Source organism: Rossellomorea arthrocnemi (genome assembly GCF_904424705.1).
GTDB lineage: Bacteria > Bacillota > Bacilli > Bacillales > Bacillaceae_B > Rossellomorea > Rossellomorea arthrocnemi.
Window position 1 is genome coordinate 225,601 of sequence record NZ_CAJGBF010000004.1, and the last position, 25,354, is coordinate 250,954.

At 37.5% G+C, this 25,354-nt stretch carries 26 protein-coding genes and 1 pseudogene; 21 read left to right on the plus strand and 6 right to left on the minus strand.

Annotated features, from left to right (window positions below; genetic code table 11):
* Positions 1-95 precede the first annotated feature (95 nt).
* A complete protein-coding gene (locus BAA9072_RS08500) occupies positions 96-422 on the plus strand; it encodes a YuzD family protein (protein ID WP_201714241.1) in 327 nt (108 codons plus the stop codon).
* Between the two features lie 138 nt (positions 423-560).
* Positions 561-1,763, plus strand: coding sequence for a cytochrome P450 family protein (locus BAA9072_RS08505; RefSeq protein ID WP_201714242.1), 1,203 nt, complete (start codon positions 561-563; stop codon positions 1,761-1,763).
* A 52-nt stretch (positions 1,764-1,815) separates the two neighbouring features.
* On the opposite strand, the gene BAA9072_RS08510 is transcribed toward BAA9072_RS08505, so the two are convergent.
* The gene (locus tag BAA9072_RS08510; RefSeq protein WP_201714243.1) at positions 1,816-2,883 is read right to left on the minus strand and encodes an NAD(P)/FAD-dependent oxidoreductase; all 1,068 of its coding nucleotides are present in this window, start codon (positions 2,881-2,883) and stop codon (positions 1,816-1,818) included.
* 284 nt (positions 2,884-3,167) lie between these two features.
* Between BAA9072_RS08510 and BAA9072_RS08515 the strand changes: the two genes are divergently transcribed.
* Positions 3,168-3,449, plus strand: a complete 282-nt coding sequence (locus tag BAA9072_RS08515) for a YuzB family protein (protein ID WP_148970775.1) — start codon at positions 3,168-3,170, stop codon at positions 3,447-3,449.
* 112 nt (positions 3,450-3,561) lie between these two features.
* Complete coding sequence (locus BAA9072_RS08520) at positions 3,562-3,936, plus strand: VOC family protein (RefSeq protein ID WP_201714244.1); 375 nt, start codon at positions 3,562-3,564, stop codon at positions 3,934-3,936.
* Between the two features lie 194 nt (positions 3,937-4,130).
* Here BAA9072_RS08520 and BAA9072_RS08525 read toward each other — a convergent pair whose 3' ends face one another.
* Complete coding sequence (locus tag BAA9072_RS08525; RefSeq protein ID WP_201714245.1) at positions 4,131-4,829, minus strand: DUF2225 domain-containing protein; 699 nt, start codon at positions 4,827-4,829, stop codon at positions 4,131-4,133.
* A 218-nt stretch (positions 4,830-5,047) separates the two neighbouring features.
* Here BAA9072_RS08525 and BAA9072_RS08530 point away from each other — a divergent pair, with 218 nt between their 5' ends.
* Together BAA9072_RS08530 and BAA9072_RS08535 are read left to right on the plus strand one after the other, a co-directional pair.
* The gene (locus tag BAA9072_RS08530; protein WP_201714246.1) at positions 5,048-5,410 is read left to right on the plus strand and encodes a HesB/IscA family protein; all 363 of its coding nucleotides are present in this window, start codon (positions 5,048-5,050) and stop codon (positions 5,408-5,410) included.
* Positions 5,411-5,573: 163 nt separating this feature from the next.
* The gene (locus tag BAA9072_RS08535) at positions 5,574-6,608 is read left to right on the plus strand and encodes a tyrosine-type recombinase/integrase (protein ID WP_201714247.1); all 1,035 of its coding nucleotides are present in this window, start codon (positions 5,574-5,576) and stop codon (positions 6,606-6,608) included.
* Between the two features lie 174 nt (positions 6,609-6,782).
* On the opposite strand, the gene BAA9072_RS08540 is transcribed toward BAA9072_RS08535, so the two are convergent.
* The gene (locus BAA9072_RS08540; RefSeq protein ID WP_201714248.1) at positions 6,783-7,583 is read right to left on the minus strand and encodes a hypothetical protein; all 801 of its coding nucleotides are present in this window, start codon (positions 7,581-7,583) and stop codon (positions 6,783-6,785) included.
* 376 nt (positions 7,584-7,959) lie between these two features.
* On the opposite strand from BAA9072_RS08540, the gene BAA9072_RS08545 reads away from it, so the two are divergent.
* The 5 genes from BAA9072_RS08545 (at position 7,960) to BAA9072_RS08565 (ending at position 12,022) form a co-directional block, all read left to right on the plus strand.
* On the plus strand, positions 7,960-8,256 hold the full coding sequence (locus tag BAA9072_RS08545; protein WP_201714249.1) for a hypothetical protein: 297 nt from the start codon (positions 7,960-7,962) through the stop codon (positions 8,254-8,256).
* Between the two features lie 539 nt (positions 8,257-8,795).
* Entirely contained in the window at positions 8,796-9,527 is a 732-nt protein-coding gene (locus BAA9072_RS08550; protein WP_201714250.1) for a hypothetical protein, read from the plus strand.
* A gap of 118 nt (positions 9,528-9,645) precedes the next feature.
* A complete protein-coding gene (locus BAA9072_RS08555; RefSeq protein ID WP_201714251.1) occupies positions 9,646-10,953 on the plus strand; it encodes an LAGLIDADG family homing endonuclease in 1,308 nt (435 codons plus the stop codon).
* 91 nt (positions 10,954-11,044) lie between these two features.
* Entirely contained in the window at positions 11,045-11,806 is a 762-nt protein-coding gene (locus tag BAA9072_RS08560) for a ribonuclease H family protein (RefSeq protein ID WP_201714252.1), read from the plus strand.
* A gap of 39 nt (positions 11,807-11,845) precedes the next feature.
* Entirely contained in the window at positions 11,846-12,022 is a 177-nt protein-coding gene (locus tag BAA9072_RS08565) for a hypothetical protein (protein ID WP_201714253.1), read from the plus strand.
* Positions 12,023-12,040: 18 nt separating this feature from the next.
* Here the strand turns inward: BAA9072_RS08565 and BAA9072_RS08570 are convergent, their stop codons facing one another.
* Entirely contained in the window at positions 12,041-12,640 is a 600-nt protein-coding gene (locus BAA9072_RS08570; RefSeq protein ID WP_201714254.1) for a restriction endonuclease, read from the minus strand.
* A gap of 499 nt (positions 12,641-13,139) precedes the next feature.
* On the opposite strand from BAA9072_RS08570, the gene BAA9072_RS08575 reads away from it, so the two are divergent.
* The 4 genes and pseudogenes from BAA9072_RS08575 to BAA9072_RS08590 form a co-directional block, all read left to right on the plus strand.
* The gene (locus tag BAA9072_RS08575) at positions 13,140-15,647 is read left to right on the plus strand and encodes a Helicase associated domain protein (RefSeq protein ID WP_201714255.1); all 2,508 of its coding nucleotides are present in this window, start codon (positions 13,140-13,142) and stop codon (positions 15,645-15,647) included.
* 226 nt (positions 15,648-15,873) lie between these two features.
* Complete coding sequence (locus tag BAA9072_RS08580; RefSeq protein WP_201714256.1) at positions 15,874-16,440, plus strand: recombinase family protein; 567 nt, start codon at positions 15,874-15,876, stop codon at positions 16,438-16,440.
* 12 nt (positions 16,441-16,452) lie between these two features.
* Positions 16,453-17,265, plus strand: a complete 813-nt coding sequence (locus BAA9072_RS08585) for a hypothetical protein (protein WP_201714257.1) — start codon at positions 16,453-16,455, stop codon at positions 17,263-17,265.
* Between the two features lie 155 nt (positions 17,266-17,420).
* Positions 17,421-17,537 (plus strand): annotated as a pseudogene (locus BAA9072_RS08590) (iron-sulfur cluster assembly accessory protein); the annotation flags it as partial.
* Positions 17,538-17,587: 50 nt separating this feature from the next.
* On the opposite strand, the gene BAA9072_RS08595 reads toward BAA9072_RS08590, so the two are convergent.
* Positions 17,588-18,232, minus strand: a complete 645-nt coding sequence (locus BAA9072_RS08595; protein ID WP_201714258.1) for an SDR family oxidoreductase — start codon at positions 18,230-18,232, stop codon at positions 17,588-17,590.
* 187 nt (positions 18,233-18,419) lie between these two features.
* Positions 18,420-19,418 (minus strand): NAD(P)/FAD-dependent oxidoreductase, encoded by a 999-nt coding sequence (locus BAA9072_RS08600; RefSeq protein WP_201714259.1) that lies wholly within the window; start codon positions 19,416-19,418, stop codon positions 18,420-18,422.
* Between the two features lie 902 nt (positions 19,419-20,320).
* Between BAA9072_RS08600 and BAA9072_RS08605 the strand changes: the two genes are divergently transcribed.
* The 6 genes from BAA9072_RS08605 (at position 20,321) to BAA9072_RS08630 (ending at position 25,296) form a co-directional block, all read left to right on the plus strand.
* A complete protein-coding gene (locus tag BAA9072_RS08605) occupies positions 20,321-21,538 on the plus strand; it encodes an NAD(P)/FAD-dependent oxidoreductase (RefSeq protein WP_201714260.1) in 1,218 nt (405 codons plus the stop codon).
* A 155-nt stretch (positions 21,539-21,693) separates the two neighbouring features.
* Positions 21,694-22,197 carry an NUDIX domain-containing protein gene (locus tag BAA9072_RS08610; RefSeq protein ID WP_201714261.1) on the plus strand — a complete coding sequence of 168 codons (504 nt, stop codon included), beginning with the start codon at positions 21,694-21,696 and terminating at the stop codon, positions 22,195-22,197.
* Between the two features lie 158 nt (positions 22,198-22,355).
* Complete coding sequence (locus BAA9072_RS08615) at positions 22,356-22,481, plus strand: YuiA family protein (protein WP_172655674.1); 126 nt, start codon at positions 22,356-22,358, stop codon at positions 22,479-22,481.
* 189 nt (positions 22,482-22,670) lie between these two features.
* Complete coding sequence (locus BAA9072_RS08620; protein ID WP_034763779.1) at positions 22,671-22,988, plus strand: YuiB family protein; 318 nt, start codon at positions 22,671-22,673, stop codon at positions 22,986-22,988.
* Between the two features lie 538 nt (positions 22,989-23,526).
* Positions 23,527-24,231 (plus strand): 3D domain-containing protein, encoded by a 705-nt coding sequence (locus BAA9072_RS08625; RefSeq protein WP_201714262.1) that lies wholly within the window; start codon positions 23,527-23,529, stop codon positions 24,229-24,231.
* 174 nt (positions 24,232-24,405) lie between these two features.
* The gene (locus tag BAA9072_RS08630) at positions 24,406-25,296 is read left to right on the plus strand and encodes a fructose bisphosphate aldolase (protein ID WP_201714263.1); all 891 of its coding nucleotides are present in this window, start codon (positions 24,406-24,408) and stop codon (positions 25,294-25,296) included.
* Positions 25,297-25,354 lie beyond the last annotated feature (58 nt).

A 25,354-nucleotide genomic window follows, 5' to 3' on the forward strand; every position in this document is an offset into this window, starting at 1 on the left:
ATGACGTTTCCATTAAGAAAATCTCATATTATGGTTCCCACCTTTGTGCTTTTTTTGTAAAATAAACAAAAGAGGGAAACAAAGGGGAGAAATATATGGAGCGTAAACCAGTTGAACTTTACGTATACGGGGCGGAAATACTTTGTCCAAGCTGTGTAAACTTACCATCATCAAAGGAAACATACGAATGGCTGGAGGCTGCAGTGAGCAGGAAATATCCGAATCAGCCATTTGTGATTAAATATGTGGATATTCACAATCCTCCTGAAGAAGAATCTGTAAAACAATTTGCCTCTAAGGTGATCGAAGAAGATATGTTTTATCCAATTGTACTATTGGAGGGGAATATTGTCGGTGAAGGAAATCCCCGTTTGAAGACGATCTACTCGGAACTTGAGAAGTATGGGTATAAGGCGGTTTAATCCGTGGAAAGCCAATTTCATTCTATGAAGTTGGCTTTTTTTTATACTCGAATTGAGACCGCATCAATTGAAGCCTTGTCCTTCTTATTCTATACTGATTAATAAGACTGACTAGTCAGTCTTATTAGGAGGGATATAATGATTTCAAATGAAACTGTATTTCAATCCAACTTTAAAAAGGGAGTTTACCCATTCTATTCCCATTTGAGAAAAGCGGATCCGCTGTTTGCAGCTTGGGAAGACCATGGCCATACTACCTGGATCGTGACAAGGTATGAAGATGTCTTAAAGCTCTTAAAAACGAGTTCCTTCATTAAAGATCAATCAACGTTATTTTCTGCATCGGGAGGAGATGAAGATGCGCCCATGGAGGCAAGGGTGTTTCAACATATGATGCTCGATGTTGACCCCCCGGATCATACCCGGCTGAGAAAGCTGGTGCAGCCATATTTTAATCCTAAAAAAATCCAAGAGCTTTCACCGAGAATTGAGAACATTGCTGATCAGCTCATAGAAAATATGAAAAAGAAAGGAGGGCCCGTCGACCTGATAGATGAATTTGCCTTTCCTCTTCCGATCATCGTCATTTCGGAGCTTCTGGGTGTCCCGATAGAAGATCGTGAAAAATTCAGGAAATGGTCCAATACGATTGTATCGGCATCGGATAATATGGATTCTGATTTCCAAGGGGATATGAAGGAATTTATAGAATACCTGAAGGCTCTCTTCGAAGAGAAGAAAGAGAATCCGAGAGATGATTTGGTTTCTAACTTGATCCTGCATGAGGAAGAAGGGGAGCGCTTGACAAAGGATGAGCTCTATTCCATGATTGTTCTTCTCATCATTGCCGGACATGAAACGACGGTCAACCTTATCGGAAATGGCATGTATGCTCTCTTCGAACATCCAGATCAATTAGAGAAGCTGCGTAGGGATCACTCTATCATTGAGCAAGCCATTGAAGAATCGCTTCGCTTCTATAGTCCCGTTGATTTCTCAACGGCTCGATGGGCTGCTGAGGACATGGAGTTTAACGGGAAAATCATCAAAAGAGGAGATATGGTCCTCGCTTCCCTTGCATCTGCGAATCGTGATGAAAATAAATTCAAGGCAGCCGACACTTTTGATGTGACAAGAAAACCGAACCCGCATATGGCATTTGGATATGGGATTCATTTTTGTCTCGGAGCACCTCTCGCAAGACTGGAAGGAAAAATAGCCTTTCAGAAGTTGTTAAGTGCCTTTCCTTCCATGAAAATGATTGGAAAGCCTGGTGATTCCAATTGGAGGGATATGTTTCTGCTCAGGGGACTGAAGGATCTTCAAGTAGAACTGGATTGAAGGAAAAGATGGATACAAAAAACCCCCACTTTCTAAAGTGGGGGTTCTGTCATCATCCATTATGATATTTGTACATCCACAATACTCCGGATTTCAACAAACGGGCGACCCGTCCAGTGATGGAACGCTCGTTTACAAGTCCGAAACCATGTTTCTTTCCAAGTGAGCCAAGGATTCCCTTTAGCTTGATCTTTGGTAATTCTGCCGGGAGCTCTTCATTGTTCCAGCGTTTCAGCAAAATGGTTACGATTTGTTCAGCTTGTCCTTCAGCAAGTTGGGCACTTGGAGCTTGAGGGAGGCTTGCACAGTCACCGACCACATAGACATTCTCATCCTGCGGCAGGTTGTGATACTTTGTCAGAACAACGCGACCGCTTGCATCCTTATCCACATCCATATCACGAACGACCTTGCTCGGTTGAATTCCTGCTGTCCAAACGATGGCATCGCAGAATATCTGCTCTTCGTGGTTATGTAGCGTGTTCGGTTCCACTTTAGTGATATTGGAATTGTTCACGATTTCTACGCCATTCTCATCGAACCAGCCGTGAACGTAAGAGCTTAGACGTTCAGGGAATGCATTAAGAATGCGTGGTCCACGGTCGAATAATTTAATCTTAAGGTCAGAGCGGCTTTCCCGAAGCTCACTGGCCAGTTCAATCCCGCTTAAACCGGCACCGACAATGCCGACAATCGAACCAGCTGGAAGGTTACACAACGTTTGATATGTTTTACGGGATCTCTCAATCGTTTGAATCGAGAAAGTATGTTCATCAGCACCCGGTACATTATGATATTTATCCTCACACCCAAGTCCAATGACAAGGTCGTCATATGGAACGGGATCCTGATCTTTCATATGAACAAGTTGATTCTCCATATCCACGCCGGAGATATCTCCATATACATAAGATAATCGGGCATGTTCCGGGAAAGATACACGTACATGTTGATCTGAAATCGTACCGGCAGCCAGAGCATAATATTCAGTCTTCAGACAGTGATAAGGATTTCTGTCAATCAGGGTGATTGATACATCTTCAGGTAATTGGTTGGGTAATAAGCGAAGAAGGACGCGCATGTTCCCATATCCTCCGCCAAGCAGCACTAATTGTTTCATGAAAATTTCCCCTTTTTGCACTCTACATTATTGTTGAAATAGTGTGTCTGTAAATGATTTATATCCCGATAGTGGTAAGGGACAGGATTCAAAGGACATTCACGTCGAAACGGGTCCTGATAAAGTAAGCATTTTCAATGTGAAGCATAATTCGAGTAAATACTACATAAATAAACCTATTAACATTAAAAGTATATCGAAATAAAGGTGTTTTCACAACAGAAATAAGCGAAAATGTTCACAATCTGTTATACCATTACATGGAATGCAAATCATTGACGATAATGATAAAAAAAGGTAGCATAACAAAGAGTAGTGAGGTGATAGAATTGAAACCTATTATTGAATTTTGTATTAGCAATCTTGCTAGCGGTGCGCAAAAAGCGCTTGAGATATTAGAAAGGGACCCCAATCTTGATGTCATTGAGTATGGATGCCTGGGTTACTGCGGAAAATGCGCCCAATCTTTTTACGCTCTTGTCAATGGGGAGGTCGTTACAGGGGACACACCTGAAGAACTGGTGGATCATATCTATCAATTCCTTGAGGACAACCCGATGTTTTGAAGAAAAGCCGGTCTGACCGGCTTATTTTTTTTGTTTTATTAAAGGATTTTGATAACCGTTGAGAGAATGAGTAGAAAACCATTAGTAGAAATCCAATAATAAGGGGGAGGAAATGATACATTATTTTCAAGGTGTTCTGCAAACGAACATAAAGGTAAGGGTCATGAAAGAGGCGAAACAATGGTATACGGAAATACTGGGGCTGCACGTTGAGAAAGATTATGACTCAACCGTGGTTCTTTCCTTCGGAGGAGACAATTTGGGGACTCTTTGCTTAATCGAAGCAGGCGGTGAGGGATTCGATTGCGGATCCACGTATCCGGTATTGCGGATATCGGAAGAATACAAGGATGTGCTTTATAAAAGGTTAGCGGAAAAAGGAGTACAGGTAGAAGAAAACCCTGTGCATCCCAGTCACTTTACATTTTACGATCCGGATGGAAACAAGCTGGAAGCTTATTGTCCAGGGATCTATGAAGAACACTAGGAGAGCGTAAACTGGTGTTCTTTTTTATGGGACTCTTTAACATATGGCCATTCATGGGCTAGATCCATTCGAGTGTGCTGGATTACAAGAGGAACCGCTTCCTTTGTAACGAGCGTTTGTCCATGACGTCTTATCTTTACATCCAGGAGTCTTTGGCTACCACTATGCCGTAAGACATTATGAAAAGAGCCTTTTTACATAGGCTTCGATTCTTTATGAATTTTCCGAATTTCATACCAACGGTCCCTGGCCATCTCAATAATCTTGGGCTCAGTCGAGAGATGCTGCTTACTGATAACTTTGGAAAGATAGACTATGGCTTCCTCTATTTTATCCTGTCTTCTCAGTAACTCAGCGATGATATACAGAAGCTTTGTTTCAGACATGGAAGCACCCGGGACGCCATCGCTCAAATAGGCATCGATGTATTCATGTGCAGCCAGATTAATGAAACGTCTTTCCTGTTCTTTATCATTTGTTTTTCGATAAAGCCAGGCTGTGCGAAGATATAAACCGGCTATCGTCACCTTTTTCTCCTTCTTGATGAGAGCACAATAGGCGGCCAGTTTATACGTATTGATGGCATCTTCATAAGATCTGAGCTTCCCATAATCCTGTGGCTGCCAATGCAAGCTGATCTTCTTTTCCAATTCAGCTTTGAGAACGGGGGGGATGTATACTGTGAAATCATCCGTATAAGAAAAACCGCATTGTGGACAGACGGATACGTTATAGAGCAAAGGATTTACTTCATCTGATTGATACAGGGGACAAAAGTCACTGTCATACCCTGTAAGCTTTACAAAACGGGATCGGATCCTTGTTGTAGTATAAGAGTGTTTACATGAAAGACATTGCGTCTTCTTATCATAAAAGGGCGTCACCACCGTCATGAATCTCACCTCATAATCGGGACTATTTACCTCATTATACCTTGGTGAGAGGAAGGTGGACCAGTGTTTTTTTATTTTTTTGAGTAAAAGGTCATGAATAATTTGAATTTTCATTAAGGATATTTTGCCAATCATTCACCAAAGCTCCTTTAGTTGAGTAGTAAAATAGAAAGGAGTATACTAAGTAGTAAGAAATGAAAAGGTTGGGGGTGTAATGAATGAGTGAAGTGGTCATTCTAACAGAAGCCGCTGCCCTTCAGATTAACGACATGATGAAGGAACATGACGAGACAGATGCCATGTTACGAGTAGCGGTAAAAGGGGGAGGCTGTAGCGGTCTTTCTTACGGTATGGGATTCGAACATGAACTTCAGGAGTGCGATACTACAACAGAACAGCACGGAATTAAGCTGGTTGTGGCGAAAGAAGATGCTGCCATCCTGAACGGAACGAAAATAGACTACAAGCAGTCCATGATGGGCGGTGGGTTCACGATCGATAATCCGAATGCCATTGCTTCATGCGGATGTGGATCATCATTCGTGACGGCGACGAATAAGGGTACGCCGGAAAATTGCTGATAACTAAGAGGGACGGATAGGGTTGTGAATTACAAGTGAATATTGAGTGTACACAATCACTCGATTGTGTAATAACAACCCTAGAAGTTGTAATATGAGGTTGTTAATTGCATTCCTTCTCGATAGTTAATGTCAAACACTAACTATTTGAGGAGGTTTTTTTATGGCTTTAAACAAAAGGAAAAAGCGAGTACCAGTTGGGAAGATGACTAATCAGAAGGAATACCCCCAATTGACTTTGGAGCAAGCGGTGGATTTAGTTATCTCTGGAAAGACGGCAGAAGGATTACGTGAAAGAACGTTGAGGGATTATGAGAAAGACTGGAATTACTTTATGGTTTGGCTTAATAAAAATTATGAAATCGAATATGTAGATGAACTTACTCCACACCATTTTAGGGATTACATCAATTATTTGAAATATGATGCAAAGAAATACGATGGGCATAAATACATTAAAAGTGATGAACAAGGTGTTGACTTATCTGAGACAACTATAAATATCCGACTAAGGGTATACAAAGCAATTTTTAATTACTTGGACAGGGAGGATCTGATTGAAGTTAACCCAATGACCAACATTAAACTCCTGAAACAGGATATAGACCTAACCAATTGTTTATCCGATGAAGAGGTAAAGGAGATACTTAGACAGCCAAATCAAAGGGACTATGTGGGGTACAGGGATTATGTAGCTATCATATTGTTATTGGATAGCGGGATAAGAGCCAGTGAACTATTAAGTTTGAGAAAGATGGATATCGACTTTAAAACACGATTTATTACACTGGGAGGAGAGAAGAATAAAAATCGGAAACCAAGGATTGTTCCCATTTCTGGTCATACAGTAAAATTGCTCTTACAGCTAATCAATGAAAATGGTAAGCACTTCTCCACAGACAGAATTTTTCTTTCTTCCTATGGAGAACCACTTGGGCAAAACCACTTTAATAAAAGGTTAAAGTATTATGGTGATAAGGCTGGAATAAAAGGAAAGAAGATGACTGCTCACGTATATAGACACACTTGGGCAAAGAACATGACACTTAATGGATGTGATGCATTCACTCTTCAAAAGATGGGTGGGTGGTCAGATATACGGACTATGAGGAGGTACATTCAAATGGATACTGATGACTTAAGGATTAGTCATGACCAGTATTCTCCTGTTATGAAGTTGAAAGACAAAACAAAATAAATAATGGTAGGGGATGGTTTACAGGAAATACAAAAAATGTGAAAAATGTAAGGTGTTTAATACATCCTCTTCTACAGGGGGAGTTAAGAGAGAATAAGTTATAACATAATTAAGACGGACATTGGTGTCCGTCTTAATTATTGAGTAATTTGGAAATCCAATATATTGTGACCTTTAATTGAATGTAACTTCTGTCCCTTGTTTTAGAACATCTTCGAATTGCTTAGAATACATGTCAAAAAGGTCATTTTCTTTTAATGTATCTCTCACTATTATCGAGGGTAATTTACCTGTTTTCTCTCTAGATGGTTTGGATTGAACATTGACTAATTGATTGTCAAACTTATAAATTGAATATGCAGGAAGGTAGTCGCTGTAATAAAGTTTAATACTACTTTGTGTCTTTTTTCTTACTTGTCTGCGATTTAATTTCACTAGTTCTTCCCATTTTGATTCCATTTCTTTTATCCTATCTTTTAAATCCTCATGAGTAATTTGGTAATGTTCAGCAAGTCCTTCCAATAATTTTGACTCTGGTGATAACAAAACAACCCTAATCTTCACGTTCGAACGTTGCATTTTATCTTTCAACTCATCAAAATTATTATTTGTCCATGTTCTCGCATAGATATGCAAAATATCTATGTTTCTTCTCGAATGTTTTATTAAAAACCTATAATCTATCTCGTTAATACTAGAGAAGATTTCAGTAATACCTGTCCTATCAATTGAATCTTTTAATTTTAACTTGCTTAATATTAGTTCGACCAATTTATCTTTCAACAAATATTCATTAATAATACTGAAAACACCTGTAATTATAAGTGCTGAAGCAACGTTGCTTACTGTCGCACTCCAAAAAGTACTTAAATTAAATATCTGAGCGAAATACAAAAACAATATCCCCGAAACAATTAATACAATTACACTCAGCCATAACCTTGCATAATAGTTTTCTCTAATGAATGAAACCACAGTTCTTCCCTCTTCCTATAATTTCCTAAAAGTAATGATATCACATTTTTAATAGATAATACTCCTTTTCAACTACTCATTTGCAACATTGCGAGCGAACACACTAATTTTTAAATGAAAGAAAGATTTTATTAACATTTGAAATTAATAGTTTAGGAAATAACAATATCGTGCATATTAAAAGCGAGTGAAGGAAATACAAAAAACAATGATTTAGCTGAAGTTAAGCTATCGATTATCAATTCAAACATTTAATCCATGAATAAGAAGGTGTTCCGAATTATATGGAGAACACTATACTTTTATTGATGATCTGGTTTGTAATCGTTAGCTTTTTTGTGTTTCTACCATAAATAAATTATAGGAGTTGGTATTAATGACAGAAGTAGACATTAACAAAAACAAGTTTCGGAAATTAATGAAAGGTAGAGAACCAGAATGTGTAAATATTGTTGTTCAACGTGACGAGTGTGTAATTACAATATCCACTTACAATGATGAGGATATTGAATTTCATGTGACAAACTCTAAAAATCTAGCAGAAGCAATACGCTATGCCGATTCATTTTGTGAAAGGTACGACCTTCCTATGAAACTTTACATGGGACATATAGTATTTGGTGAAGAGTTTGCTTCTCGTTATATGAAGGAGAGGGGATTTAGTCTGATTTAATGTAATGTGATTACTAATAGGTATTATTACATAAAATATATCAAATAATATATTTACATTTTTTCATTTTTTTGGTAGAATGTAATCAATTAAATATTACATTGAGCTGAATTTAGAGCTAATGGTCATCAACAATATCTAAACAGGGATAAGTCTGTCTATTTATTGTGAGTGCCTATTAGCTCTTTTTTGTGTTTACTTGCCTTCGACGTCTAGAAATGACTTTCTACATAACCACAAGAAGAGTGTGAAACAATCCATAAAGAAGGAAGGTGAAAAGTCTATTCCTACATTTTGATGAACTTTACGGGGCTAATGAAAGATTTAGAAAAGAGGAGATGGTTTAGATTAACAAAAATGAAATCGTAAAGCTACTTGCTCCAACAGATTTTGAAAAAAAAATATACATGCCAAACGAGATTTATGAAGAAATAGTAGTACATGCCAAGAGGTTTAATAATAATTCTTCTCATATTGCTTTTGCTTATTCCTTTTATTATCTAGTTTCTTGGTTGTATCGTTATGCGAGATACATTGATATGGAGCGGTTTACAATTGGAAAGTTAAAGCAAATATTGGGGTATTCGGAGGATAACAAAACATTAAACTATGTCATTAAAGATGGTGGAGTCTTAGATAATATAGGTTATACCAAATCTGATACGGATCTGCCTATGTATTACACATTTACGAATGAGGACAAATACCTTGAACTCACATACATTTCTGAGCTTAAAAAGACTGGTTTCTTTACTGGTATAGAGAGACATATTGACACAAATGTTCGTAACAGGAAAATTAAAGTTCCGTTAAAAGGTCTTTTTAGAGAACACTGGGCATACGAAGAAAACTATCTAAATGGAACGTTCTATGAAATTGAAAACACTCATTTGATTACAATTGATGTATTTGCTGAATCTATGGCAAATAAAGAGATAGGGGTAATTGGCTTCTATCTATACTCATTTCTTAAGTTCAAGAATGATAAATTTCCAAAAGGAGTAAATATTTCTCTAGAACAAATAAGTTCTCAGACAGGGATAAAGCCTACTGTTAGAGATAAATATTTAGAATCTCTTAAAAAATACAATTTTATAAATTGTAGGGTTAAGCCTTTTGTTGTAAACATGCCCAAACAATACAGAAAAGCAAGCAAGTACCTTGTGAATGATGTTTCGAATTTTTCACAAATAGAATTAGAAATTGATAAAAGAAAGGTACTTAATTGGGAGCAGGTAAAAGAGAATTATCTTGAGGAAGATGAAAAATAATAAAAGTATGAAATGTGGTGTATTTATAATATAACTATAATTTAATAATTTTTATTTTTTATATATTAAATATACACCACATATCATACCTTTTAGGAATGTAAAAGGAGATATTAAAATGAGAATATCAAAAGAGATGCTGTTTGAAAAATTAATAGTAGAAGGAATGACTCACAATCAACTAGCAGATCTGCTAGGCGTTTCAAGGTCGCATGTTCAAAAATATGCATATGAACATGGTGTATACAAAAATAATCATACACTTACGAATCAATTAAGAGAAGAGATATTGTCGTTTTCAGAAGCTTATCAGAGAGGGGAAATATCACAAGTAGAAATTGCTAAACAGTATGGTTGTTCTAGTGGGCTGGTGCATAATGTGTTTAAGGATTTAGGTATAAGGAGACACGAACCGCTATATAAAAATATTGAATTTCTGGAAGAACAACTTATTAATAAAAATAAAACTATTAAAGAAGTATCTAAAGAGATAGGTTGTAACGTAATTACTTTGAGTTCATGGATGAGGAAGTTTGGTATCGAGAAGCATTCGAAGAACAAATTTATCAAGAGCGATTCAAGTCAGCTAATTAAAATGTATGTTGAAGATGAAATGTTTCCTAAAGATATTGCTAAACTTTATTCTTGCTCTGAAGGAACTATCGTAAGTGTGTTAAAAGAATTAAAAGTCCCTTTAAGAGATAAAAAGGACGCCAAGCGATTGAGAGATAAAAAGTCTATCTGGAGAAAACATAAGTTAAATGAAGACTATTTTAATGAATGGTCTTTTAACATGGCATATATATTGGGTTTTCTAGCTGCGGATGGTTCAATAACTGCTGGATGGAGAATAAAGCTTTCGTTGAAGCAAGAGGATATATCTTTACTTGAGAATATAAGAAAAGAATTTGACTATTCAGGAGAGGTAAGTTCAATCTTTTCCAAATCTCAATCTGGAATACATCCTTCAGCTGAACTAAGCATCTTCTCAAAAAAAATAGTCAAACGTTTAAAGGAACTTGAGGTGACAGAAAGGAAATCCTTTACTGTAATGATGCCACTTGATATCCCTAATTGTTTTATACCTGACTTTATTAGAGGATACTTTGATGGAGATGGAAGTGTAGGTCCTCAAGAGCAACCAAAGTGTAAAATGACACAACTTCGAGTGAGAATTTGTAGTGGCAGTCCTCAAATTCTACACCAGATAAAAAACTTCCTTCATGTTGAAAAGGGGTTAAGGGCTGTTAACGTCAATGCTTGCAAGCCTGAACGTAATTTGTGGGAAATATGCTATAGCACGAGAGACTCTCAATCGTTTTATAAAGCAATTTACCATAAAGATGCTTGTCTATATTTGAAAAGGAAAAAAATGGAGTTTGAAAGAATAATAGAGTTGAGAAATTCTCAGAGGAAGCTATTGTAAGTGAGACACTCTGACAATAAACAATACCTAAGAAATCTATACTTAATAAAAAAGTTTTTGTGCGAAATTAGTATGGAAGAGGTGCTAAATAGTGTTCATAGCTTATACTGATGCTTCAATACAAAAAAGGTCAAGTTTTCTATCCTTTGTTATCGAATTTGAAAATGGAGACATAATTAAGAGGAGAATAGCAATAAATAAGCAAAAGACTCATATTGCTGAGGCGTTAGCTGTAAAGGAGATACTTGCTTTCCTCCAGTATTATCGAATTGAGTCAGGAGTAATCCTTACAGATAATAAAGCAACCATAAACTCAATTACGCATGATAAAGAGGGAATATTTCAGGGAGTGAATGAGAATGTCCAGGAGATGGGAATAAAGATTCTGCATATCCCCAGAAGGTACAATATAGCTCATGACATAGCATACTGTGATACCTTTGTTCCGTCTGTAAAGCTATCTGAAATTAGAAGAGACTACTTAGAATCGTTAAAAGACTACCCAGACTATTATCTTGATATATCCGTTTATGAAAGCTTTCGTAATGCGCTTCCTCATAAAAACAAGTCTTTTCACAGATACCAACGAAGTATCAATAGAAAGATTTGGTTAGGCATTTTAATTGAAGAGGATGAAGTCAGTAAGGTCTTTGCTTATTATGACCAGCGGATTACAGTTGTGAACGATACTGTGGTGTCCTTCTCATTTGCTGACTTTGTTACGATAATTCATCACTATAGAATTATGAACAAGAAGAGAAAGTTATCAAGAGCAAAGAGAAGGTATAGGGGTAAACAGTTAATACCTCTCACACCTAGAATGATGATGGAATGGAATATAGAAATAGGCTAAAGCTATTTCGTAAGGTCATTAGTGCTTAGGAGGATACTTATGAATAGTAGTAACGTTATTGCCTTACAATTAGCTTTAAGTGAAATGAAATCTAAATTACTTAGTGTTGCACTAAGTTTAGAAGAAGACAAAGTATATTCTAAAGAAACTGCGGTAGAAGATCTGCTAGAAGTAATTGAGCAGATTGGGCTTATCGAGGTTCAAAAACTTAAATAAGCCACCTATAAGGTGGCTTTAAACGTAGCTAGGTATGATGCCTTTAATTTCTTGCTCTGCATTTTCTAAACCCTTCAACCATAGTTCGACAAGCTGGACACCCTCTATAAGCTCTACATCTAGCCCTAGAGCATATTCCCGAGCGCCAGGGGTAAATGCGCCAGTGGTGATTACGTAACCTCCAACAGCTCCTCTTTTAACCATGTTGCTGTGAATAAGAGCTATGGCTTCAAAAGGTAAGTCTCCTCTATAACACTTAACTTGTCCAAGATATAGTCCGTCCTCAGTGGTATGCTCAAAATCGACTCCAAAATCTCCTACTGGAGGAGAAACCCATGTACTTCCACCTTTAGCTCTTTCAATAATCTCAGCGACAAAAGACTCAAACATAATCGGATCTTGTTTTAGATATGAAGAAGAAAGAAGATTTATTTCCTCTTCGCTCTCTTTTCTAAACCTCATATACAATCCCATCGCTAATGTTCGCTTCATTTCCTCGCTTTTATCAATGTGATGTGCGAGTAGTTCAGTTTGGTAATCAGTGTTCTTTTTGTGTGAGTAAAATTTAAAGAAAGCAGCCGCTAAGATTAGTGCAACAATAATTTCTAAATAAATCAAATACATCACCTCAGTCTATGTCTTTCCTAAAGGAATTAACAATATACTAACTTATGTAAAAATATGTATTTTGAAAAAGGGAAATAAGGCAGTTTGTCGAAATTTAGAATATAGGTAAAAAGGAAGGTGTTAATGTATAAATTGGTATGTATAGACGTTGATGGCTACGTTCCTTTAGATGATCGAGAACCCTTGTTTGAGTACAATCAGATTAAAAGATTAATAACTGAGAATAAAGGAACGATAATAACTCAATTCGATAGTAAGAGGGAAGAGTTTAGAGACTTTAGACATGTGTTTACTTTGCCCTTTATGAAAAGAATCAAAGAGGATATGTAATGTACTTTACTTTATCAAAATCAAAGTTTATTAATTTAGAATAGATGCAAACATTCAAGTGAATAATCCTTTTTAATTGTTCTATTCGAGGTTTAATACATCACAAATACAGGTGGTTTAATATTGAGATCATTGGATTATTTCATGGAGGGAAGAGATTATGATTGAAAAATATGTAAACCAATTGAAAAAATTAAGTAGTAATAAAGAGAAAGCAAAAATAAAAACATTACTACAACAAGTACCAACTGATAAAAAAGGCATAGTTTTTGAGGAGTTCCTCAAAGAATTATATATTGGAAATGGTTGGCTAGCTACTAGAAATGGTTCAAAAGGTGACGTTGGAGCAGACATTTTACTATGTCATCCTAAAACCCCAGAAACCATTTCTATTATAGTCCAAGCAAAGAACCAAGCTAGAAGTTTAACATATGATGATACAAAGATTGAGTTAATAAAATTTGAAGAAAAATCTAGAGTGAAATATAAATGCAATAGTTATATTATGGTATCAATGGAGGGGTACGTAAAAAACGCAAAAAAATTAGATGACTTTAATATGCGTCTAGAAAACTGGGGTTATGTGGAAGGTTTAATTGATAAGTATAATAGTGAGAGAAAAAATGTTGAGCCAGAGATAGAGTTGTTAGCTCATAACAAAAAAGCATATGATAAATCGAAGGAGCTTCTTAGACATTCAAAAAAAGTAGCAGTAGTACAGGCTACAGGAACAGGGAAAAGTTACATCATCATTAAGTTCTTATCAGATTTCATTGATAAACAATGTTTAGTCTTAGCACCATCTAAATACATTCTTAATCAATTAAATTCAAAGTTTATGTGGTCATTACAAAATACAAAGCTAATGTCCTATGCAAAACTAGCAAGATACTCAAAAAGTGAAATAGGATCATTTAAATTCGATTTAATAGTTTTAGATGAATTTCATAGATGCGGTGCTAAAGAGTGGGGAAAGGGTGTTCAATTATTAATAAATAATAATTTTGATGCACTGCTATTAGGTACAACAGCTACTCCTGTAAGGTATTTAGATGGCAATAAGGATATGTCTGATAAATTATTTGATGGTAATGTTTCAACCGATTTAAGTTTAGCTCATGCAATTGCCAAAAATATATTACCTATGCCTACTTATGTTACTGCACTTTATACAATTGATGATGAAATAAATAAGCTAAATGAGAAGATCTCTGGTAGTGATGATTCAGATAAAGATAGACTCTTATTAGAGTTATTGGAATATAAAAAAAACTGGGAGAAAAGCAAAGGCATTCCAACAATCTTAAATAAATATATTAAGAATGGTGATAATAAATTTATTGTATTTTGTGAGAATAAAAAACATCTAAGTAATATGGAATGGTTATTAAAGAAATGGTTTACAGTAGCTAGACCAGATATGAGGGTAAGAGAATATAGGGTTGTAAGCGGAGATAAACAAAGTGATAACGAACTAAACGATTTCAAATTAGCAAGTAATAAAAATGAAACTCACTTATTATTTGCTATAGATATGTTAAACGAGGGCTTACATATTGATGATATTTCAGGTGTTATTCTTCTTCGGAATACCACTTCACCAAGAATATTCTATCAACAAATAGGTAGGGCAATTAAAGCTGGAAATATAGACAAAAAACCACTTATATTTGATTTTGTTAACAACTTTAATAACATAAGTGCGGCAAGCTTCATTATCGATTTAAATAAATCAAAAGAAATGGAAAGAGAAAAAAGAAATAAACTAGGTTTAGGAGAAAGCTGTCCAGAATTTACTATATTTGATGAAACAAAAGAAGAATTACAATTTTTTAATGATATAGAATTAAGGTTGAAAAATGCTTGGGAATATAGATATGAACAAATTAAAGAGTTCTATAGAGTAAATGGTCACTGTATGGTGAAGCGTAACTATAAAAATAAACAACTTGCTTATTGGGTTGTTACTCAAAGAAAATTATATAGTAAAGGAATATTAGAAAAAGAGCGGTTAGATAAGCTAAATGAACTGAACTTTGAATGGGGAGCAGAGGAACAATGGAGGTTAAGATTTAAAGACTTATTAAATTATTATGAAGAATTTGGTACAGCAAATGTACCTAAACGGTATAAAGTAAAGGATTTTGGCTTAGGTGAATGGACTATTTGGTTGAGGAATTTATACAAAAAAGGGAAACTTTCAAAAGAGCAGATTGACTTATTAGAAGGTATCCGATTTATATGGGATATGCGAGAGTTTAGATGGGAAGAAATGTATGAAGAGTTGATGGAGTATAAAAAAGAGCATGGTGATTGTAACGTTCGAAGAAACGCAAATAATAAAAATGCGAAAAATAAGGAGCTTGCACTTTGGGTTTCGAATCAAAGAAAATTTTATAGGCAAGAAAAATTGTCTGGTGAGAGAATAAATAAACTTATTGAAATAGGGTTCGATTTTGAGATAAATTATAGAGGGAAAGTTGCAAAAAAAGACAACGCTGTTAAATCAGAATTTATAGACGGTGGTAAAGAAGAAGAGCGTATGAAAGCGATAATTGAAGCATATCGACAAGGGAAACCTCTAGATGAAATTCGAACTACTCTTAATGTAGGATCAGGAACTATATCGCAAGTGTTAGAGTATAAGGGAATTGAGAGAAGAAGGTAGTTTCTTTATTTTAAAATAATAAGCTTTTGATAAACTCCCACTATTAGTGGGAGTTTTTTTGTCTCAAAAACGAATGTTTTAAATACAATGCTACCTAGTTTAAATTAGGTGGTATTTTTTGTGTGAATTACGTATCAAAACCCGTTTCAAAAACAATGTATCAATATATGCAAGTGTTTACCTTTATGGTACAATATTAGTATAAAATGGAAAAGTTGGTGTTTATATGAAAATTGGTTATGCAAGGGTTAGCACTCAAGAACAAAGTCTAGATCTTCAAATGGATGCTCTCCAGCAAGCAGGTTGTGAGAAGGTGTATTCTGAAAAAATTAGTGGAATGAAAGACGATCGACCGAAGCTTTTAGAGTTAATTGATTATGCAAGAGAAGGAGATGTCCTTGTAGTATATAAATTAGACCGTCTTGGCAGGTCTACAAAAAAGCTTATAGAACTTACAGAGGAGCTTGAGAAGCGGGGTATCGAACTTGTTAGCATTCGAGATAGCATAGATACTACCAGTGCCGTTGGAAAGGCGATGTTTAGAATGTTGGCAGTGCTAAGTGAGATGGAGAGGGATTTAATTTCAGAGCGTACTAGAGCAGGCTTAGAAAGTGCTAGAGCTAGGGGACGTAGAGGGGGAAGACCAAAAAAAGACTCTAAAGATGTAGACAAGGCTATAAAGCTTTATCATACCAATCAATATTCTGTTAGAGAAATTGAAGAAATCACTGGCGTATCAAAAGCAACCCTATATAGAGAAATAAATAGTCGAAAAATTACTATGAGTTCTTAAGGGGGAAGATAGGTGAATATAGAAAGTAGAACTTATCCTATTCAGTCAAAAGTGTTAAATAAAGAATTATTAATAAAAATTTGTCAAGTCTTAGAAAATGACCATGAAAAGGAATTTAGAAGATTCAAAGAAGAACTGAAAATTACTAGACCAGAACTTTTTGAACAAAATATTGTGAATTTAGAGGATTATTTTCATGGAAGAGTAAGTATACTTCTGTATTGTTCTGATATGTCCACTTATGAATATAGTGCTGTAAAGCATTTAATTGAAGGAGGAGTTTTAGACTTTAAAAATGTTGTAACAATAAAATTGGAGTACACATCACACAATAGAGACAAAATTGAATTTTACGTAAGTCAAATTAAGCATAGAGATAGTTATATAAAGGTATTAGGAAGCAGCTCAGAATGGGTTAATGCAAAATTTGGATGGCTAAAAGAAATCGAAGATCATATAAAACCCCAAGAAAATTTTATTCTAAAGTACAAAAAGCTATGTACCATTTGGTTAAGTGCAATCCTTAGTTTCACAACTATTATGACAATGGTATTCCTTGTAGGTATTCTAAATGGTGAAAAAATAGGAATAGGAAGTATCTCGTATGATGGTTGGATTATTATATCATTTTTGTCACTCATTCCAATAGGTATTTGGTACATGTGGATTTCTGACCAAATAGAAAAGATTTGGCCCAGTGTAGAATTTGAATTTATACCAGAACATTATAACAAGGCAAAAAAATCAAGAAAACTTATAAGTTCAATTGGTATTGGAGTTGCTTTGCCGATAATACTTTTATTAATCAGTGAATACGTTCTATAAAATATGTCTGAGTTACTTTAATATTGAACATATTGTTGGGCTTGGATATAATTGAATTAACGACATTAACCATCTACTTGGTTTGCAATTAACAATCATGCTTGCAATTTGTAACCCTCAAAAACTCAAATAAACCTTGATATATAAACATTCTCAAGCAGTCCATGATGGGCGGCGGATTCACGATTGACAATCCGAACGCCATCGCATCATGCGGATGTGGATCATCATTTGTGACGGCGACGAATAAGGGTACGCCGGAAAATTGCTAAAGATAAAAAGGGACGGACCTCTAAATCTAGAGGTCCGTCCCTTTTCAAGATCATGAAATATTTTTCAGCGCTTCTTCCACAGGTGTGTCACCAGTCAAGATCTCGAATACCTTGTGATTCGTTTCTTCTATGGTTAAAGAGTCCACGAGCACCTTCGCAACATCTGCACGGGAAATGTCCCGACTTTTATCTTCGATACTGGAAGCAGCTTCAATCTTACCGGTAGCATCTTCGAAGGAAAGAGAACCCGGGCGGACGATGGTGTAATTTAAGCCGCTCTCTTTCAAGTGAGAATCTGCTGCTCCTTTAGCCTTTAAGTAAAATTGCAATTCATCCGGGCCGCTTGAAGGGTTACCGGCACCCATGGAGCTGAGCATGATAAAACGTTCAATTCCCATTTTCTTCGCATAATCTACTGCTTTTTTTGCGCCTTCCTGGTCGATGGCAAGTGTCTTATCGTCACCTGTCGATCCGCCGCTGCCAGCTGCAAAGATAACGGCATTTACATTTTCAAGAGCATAAGAGAAATCCTGCTCAAGATCAGCAACAATGGGTCTTGCTCCCAAGTCTTCCAAATCCTTTGCCTGTTCTGTTTTCCGAATCATGGCTCTCACGAAATGCTGACTGCTATTTGAAAGCTCTTTCACTATATGACGGCCAGTGTGACCATTTGCTCCAATGACTAATACATTCATTCTCTCCCTCATCCTTTATCTTAGATTTTTTGTCCTATTATTGGTCTACCCATCCATGGTGAAAATAAACAATGTAGGGACGCGGTTAAGAGGAAGAAAATGAGCCTCTCGAGCATGGTATACACTCCCTCATCCTTAAAATAGTAAAAAGGCACAGGATTCAATTTCCTGTGCCTTCTGATTAAGATTAATCTGTAAACATGGACGTACTGTGCATCGGCTGCACTCTTGCCTTTGGATCCATATACGCTTTGGCATTATTGACCGCTGTCGGTGCTTCACCAAATCCACTGGCTATGAGTTTGACTTTTCCATCATACGTACTGATATCACCAGCGGCATAAATGCCTGGAATGTTCGTTTCCATTCTCGAATTCACCACAATTGAATTCTTTTCAATCTCAAGGCCCCAATCTTTAATCGGACCAAGGGACGAAACAAATCCGAAGTTGACAATTAACTCATCGAGGTCGATAATTTCCTTTTCGTCGCCTTTTGTTTCTTCTAATATCAACTGATTGATCTTTTCTTCTTCAACCACCAATTCTGACGGGACAAACGGTGTTTTCAATTCCACTGTGGAGTTATGTAAGTTCTCCACACTATGTTCGTGTGCTCTGAATTTATCACGTCTGTGCACGAGGTAAACCTTTTCTGCGATCGGTTCAAGCATCAGTGCCCAGTCAACAGCAGAGTCGCCGCCGCCGCAAATGACCACGTTTTTATCCCTGAAATGCTCCAGATTATCAACAAAGTAATGAAGATTTTTCCCTTCAAATTCTGATGCATGTTCGAGTTCTAAACGGCGGGGCTGGAAGGCACCATTTCCTGCCGTAATGATGATTGTTCTGGAAAAATGAATTTCCTTATCCGTTGTGAGCTTAAACATGCCATCAGCCTGTTTTTCCACGCCTTCCACGGCTTGCTCAAGACAGATCGTCGTTTCGAACTTCGCCATTTGATCTTTTAAATTATTGACAAGATCCTGCGCCTTCACTTTAGGAAAACCGGCAACGTCATATATGTATTTCTCAGGATATAGAGTAGCAAGCTGCCCCCCGAGTTGTGGTAAGCTTTCGATGATCTTAACTGATGCTTTTCTCATACCGCCATAAAACGCTGTAAACAGCCCGGTAGGACCGCCGCCTATGATTGTGATATCATACACTTTTTGATCTTCCTTCAACTGGATCCCTCCAACAATTAAGATGTATTTCATATTAATTTATTCTATCATACCGTTTTCGATTCTTCACAATAATTGGCTTTATAAGTGGGAATAATCAGTCTATTTGATGGGGGTGACTGCGACTTTTGTTGGAGGGTTACGGCATGTTCGACGTATGCTTGTCGGGCTTGGGAGAGCCGCCTCTGCTTTTCTGTGTCCAGCTCCAGGGCTTAGAGACTCGAGGTCATAAGTCAAACATGCCAAAAAGGCAAATAGCGCCTTTCCGGCATGTTCGTCTTATGCTTGTCGGGCCTGAGCGAGCCGCCTCCGCTTTTCTGTGTGTCCAGCTCCGGCGGCTAGTCCCTCGAGGTCATAAGCTAAAACGACCAAAAAGGCAAGGGGCGCCTTTCCGGTCGTTTCATCTTATGCTTGTCGGGCCTGGGCAAGCCGCCTCCGCTTTTCTGTGTCCAGCTCCGGCGGCTAGTCCCTTGAGGTCATAAGCTAAAACGACCAAAAAGGCAAGGGGCGCCTTTCCGGTCGTTTCATCTTATGCTTGTCGGGCCTGGGCAAGCCGCCTCCGCTTTTCTAAATATTCTTAAGTTTCCAATTTACGATATACATCTTGAAAATGATTGGTAAAAAGAATATTATGTAATGTAGGCATATTGTTAAGAATTTATGACAATTTTCGCATAACTATGTAGTAGTTCGTGAAATACGTCACATACTTTTGTTTTTATATTTTTCATACAGTATTTTCCTCTTTGAATGAAGGAAAACATCGCGTTTGATTTGTTTTAGTTTCTTTTTTATAGGGAAAAAGATAATAGCATCAGATTGAACGGGATAAAAACGCATAATGTGGAGGACTCTAAGGAGTATCCAAAGCAAATTTATCAAAAAAGGTGGATGTGATTCAGTTGAGAAAGCCAAGAATCGTTGTATTAGGTGCAGGTTATGGTGGATTAATGACGGTAACCCGTCTTCAAAAACAATTAGGAACAAATGAAGCAGAAATTATTTTAATTAATAAGAATGATTATCATTACGAAACCACTTGGTTACACGAAGCTTCTGCCGGTACGCTCCATCACGATCGTGTACGCTACGACGTTAAAGATGTGGTCAACACAAGCAAAGTGAATTTCCTGCAAGCCACTGTGGAAGATATCAAAGTGGATGAGAAGAAGGTCATCACAGGTGAAGGTGAAGTAGAATTCGATTACTTGGTTGTTGCTCTAGGTGCAGAATCTGAAACATTCGGAATTCAAGGTCTTCATGAGCATGCATTCATGATTTCAAATATTAACTCTGCACGACAAATCCGTGAGCACATTGAACTGCAATTTGCTACGTATAAAAACGAAGGTGAATTGAACGATGAACGCTTAACCATCGTTGTAGGTGGAGCAGGCTTCACAGGAATCGAATTCTTAGGCGAATTAGGTAACCGTGTTCCTGAACTTTGTCATGAATATGATATCGACCGTAAGAAAGTACGGATTGTATGTGTGGAAGCTGCTCCAATGATCCTTCCTGGATTTGATCCTGAGCTAGTGAAATACGCCCGTGCCAAGCTTGAGAAAAAGGGTGTTGAATTCCATATCGGAACTCCACTTAAAGAAGCAAAAGCAGATAGCGTTCTCATCGCTAAAGGTGAAGACGAAGTAGAAGAAATCAAGGCAGGTACGATCGTATGGGCTGCAGGTGTACGTGGTAACTCCATCATTGAAAGAGCCGGAATTGAAAACATGCGTGCTCGTGTGAAAATCAATCGGGATCTTCGCGCACCGGGACATGACAACATCTTCATCATCGGTGACTGTTCACTTATGATTAATGAAGAAACAGAGCGTCCATACCCTCCTACTGCACAGATCGCCATGCAACAAGGTGAAGTATGTGCACGCAACATCGCTTCTCTGCTTCACGGCAAAGAGGACTTGGAATTATTCACTCCAGACATTAAAGGAACAGTATGTTCCCTTGGTGAAGACGATGCAATCGGTGTCGTTTACGGTAAGAAAATCACTGGTACAAAAGCTTCCTTCATGAAGAAAGTCGTCGACAACCGTGCTCTTTACATGGTTGGTGGACCATCACTTGTCTTCAAAAAAGGAAAGTTCAAGTTCTTTTAAGTCTTACATGAATAAATAAAAAAGCAGGGTGGATTCCACTCTGCTTTTTTTCAGTTTCAGGTATTAGATCGTTTTGCCAAAAAGGTAAAGAATACATATACTCAATTCGGCCTTATGCTTGACGGTGCTGAACGAGACGTTTTTCGTTTGTATTTATGCAATTGGGGGTGTGTACAGTGAAAAGGGGAAAGGTTTGGCTTGCCGTGGCAGGTCTGGTGATTGATGAAAATGGTAAATGGCTGGTCGTGAAAAAGAAATACAGCGGATTAAAGGGCATGTGGTCACTTCCGGCAGGATTTGTCAATGCAGGCGAGACGGTCGATGAAGCTGTGATAAGAGAAGTGAAGGAAGAGACAGGATTAGACACAACCATTAAAGGGATCGTTGGCGTGAGATCAGGAGTCCTTCAACACGACATCAGCGATAACATGATGATCTTTCTGTTGGAGAATGAGGAAACTTCTTCTATGGAGATGGAAGAAGCTGAATTATGGGATGTCCAGTGGAAGTCTCCTCAGGAATTATTAAGGGACGAGAAGACATCTGTGATGGTGTATGAGATGATCAAACGATCGGGATCTCAGCATGAATTGAACATGATTGAAGGAATCAACCCAGGGACTCAATTTGCCTATACACAGTACCGGTTATTTTTATAAAATTCTGTAAATATTAAGAAAAAAAGAGATAACGAAAGAAAAACATAAATGTATTCGCTTTCTTTGAGGTACATCCCCTTTATTGTCCCTTTTCTTTATTCTGAAGAGATGGTATATTATCAGAAAATTAAGAAATTAAAGAAAAGGGAGAGGGAATTATGAGAGCTACTGCAAGTACTAAAACGAAATATTGTCTTTACTGTTCAGGAAAAGGATACTTTCAGTTAGTGTTGGGTGGTTCTGAAACGTGTCCGTGCTGCGGAGGCAGCGGGAAACAAAAATAACCCCTGTAGAATAGAGGATAAAAGCAGACCTAATGACGGTGGGATACCGACATTGGGTCTGTTTTTTATGTACACATGATAAATAAGTTTATTTTGTGAATAAACCACAAATCTTTCCTTGAAAATATTGACGCTTACATTTCACTCGGGGTACACTATTCTTTAGTGTTATGGAGGTGTAATTGGAAAATGCCTATACATGTAATGATTATTTCGATGCTTCTATTTTTTGTTCTATTTTTCGGAATAGGTTTTTTGTTAAATATGTTATTGCGTATGACTTGGATCATGGCCATCATTTATCCGATTGTCGTTATATTTATCGTGGACGAAGTTCGTTTTATAGATTATTTCCGAAATGCTGGAGAGTCTTTTTCAGAACTTGGGACAAGGCTAAGCCACTTGGCTGTAGCGGACCTCGTTATTCTCGGAAGCGGTCTCGCGGGTGCCATCCTTTCCGGCATCGTGATGAGGATTCTAAGAGCAAAAGGATATCGTATGTTTTAACCAAATCCGTTTAACCGGGAATTAAATCCCGGATTGAACGGATTTTTTATTATGATTGAAAAGTAAAGGCTCTGGTTGTGGGAAAAGCGAGAAGAGGTTGAATCCGCTTCAGGTACTCGCTTTCCCTGGGGCTGGAAGTGAGCCTCAGGGATCTCACCTGTCCAGTTTTTCCCGGATCTCCAGTTATAGATTAAATGATACCAGCCAGATCATATGTAGAAAACACCAATCGTTTTTTATCACACATTTGTCATTAGACTATCAGAATATAGAAGCACAGAGTAGAGCGGAAAGGAACGGTCCCTATCTTCAGGCAATTGCCCAGCAAAACAAAGCTCTAAAAGCTTTTATTTTGTAAGTATTTTCTTAAAACAGTACATACTAGTTGAAGTGAGGAATGACCCGTCTTAAAAGGGTTTTTCACGAGAAAACAGCTACATCCTTAATTTCCAAATATTGAAACTATTCGATTTTTTTATCAATTTATGCATATATCTCCTCACCAATGGGAAGTATGAAGGGTGGGAGGAGTGAATACATGAATCTGTTTAACATGTGGACGAAGAGATTCGTTATGATCATTTTGTTTATCTTTGCACTAGGGACGACCTTTCAATCAGTCTCGGGTGTAGAAGCGCAAACCTTTAAAACCTGGTTGATGAACAAGGGTGACAGTGATCAAACAAGTATAGATTATAAAGAACATAAGACAAGTCCCTTGAAGTTATCATTGAAGTTTCTTAAAAGGTTTACAGGGTACGAGACAAAAGTGTCAGCAAGTGCATCTGTTAAACCGTCTACACTGGAAGAATCCGTTGATTGGGATCAATATACGAAACATACGGTTGTAGCAACGGGCTATACAGCCGGTGTTGAATCGACCGGGAAGAATCCGGACCATCCCCTCTATGGAATTACATACTCAGGAGTGAAAGTGAAGCGGGATCTATATTCTACGATTGCAGCCGATACTTCTGTCTATCCCATCGGTACCATCCTCTTTATCCCCAATTATGGATATGGGGTCGTAGCCGATACTGGGAGTGCAATCAAAGGAAATAAGTTGGACCTTTATTATGAAACAGTGGACGATGTGTATAATGAATGGGGCAAACAGACAATAGACGTCTATGTGGTCCAGATGGGTACAGGAGAGTTATCAGAACAAGAATTAGCGGCTCTTAATGAAAATAAATCCATGCAGGTGTTCCGGCAACAGATTCTATCACCTGAAGAAGAATGAATGAAAAAAGCACACAGTTCAATATCACTGTGTGCTTTTTTAATATACCGGACTTAATAGTAAGGACCGCATGTATAGCTAAAGACAAAGGTCTCCATCCTCTTGGATCCGTTTAACAACATAGGAAAAAGGGGAAAAGTAATATGAGATGCGAATTCAGAAGGAGTGGAACATATGAACAAAAGTCAATTCGATAAAATGAAGAATGGAACAGGATTCATTGCAGCCCTCGACCAGAGCGGAGGCAGTACTCCCAAAGCGTTACAAGCGTATGGTGTGCTTGAAGACACCTACACCAATGAAGACGAAATGTTTGAGAAGGTCCATGAAATGCGGACGAGAATTATCACTTCTCCTGCTTTCAGCCCAGACAGCATCCTTGGTGTCATCCTTTTTGAACAAACGATGGACAGCAAAATTGAAGGCAAATATACAGCAGATTACCTTGCTGATAAAGGCATCGTCCCTTTCTTAAAAGTGGATAAAGGACTGGCCGGTCAGGAAAAAGGCGTCCAGCTCATGAAACCGATCTCTGATTTGGAGGAGATTCTCCGACGTGCCAATGAACGGAATATTTTCGGGACAAAAATGCGCTCGGTCATACACGAACCGAACAAGAGTGGCATCGAAGAAGTAGTCCAACAACAGTTTAAAATTGGAAAACGCATCATCGCTGCAGGTCTAATCCCGATCATCGAACCTGAAGTCAATATCCACAGTAAACAAAAGGAGAAATCCGAAGACATTCTGTGTGAAGAAATCATTAAACACTTGAATGAGCTGTCAGAAGAGGAAAACGTCATGCTGAAGCTCTCAATTCCAACGAAAGCAAATGCATATAAAGAGTTGGTTGAGCATCCTCGTGTCGTGAGGGTCGTCGCGCTTTCAGGCGGCTACTCCCGAGAAGAAGCGAATGAGAAGCTGAGAGAAAATGACGGCGTGATTGCAAGCTTCTCCCGGGCATTGGCTTCTGACTTGAATGTCAATCAATCCGGGGAAGAATTTGATGCAGCATTGAAGAAGGCTGTTGATTCGATTTATGATGCATCGGTCCATAAGAATTAATGGGATGCTGAACAGAAAACCATCCATTCTGCTTCTCCAGAGGGTTGAAAAGTGTTAG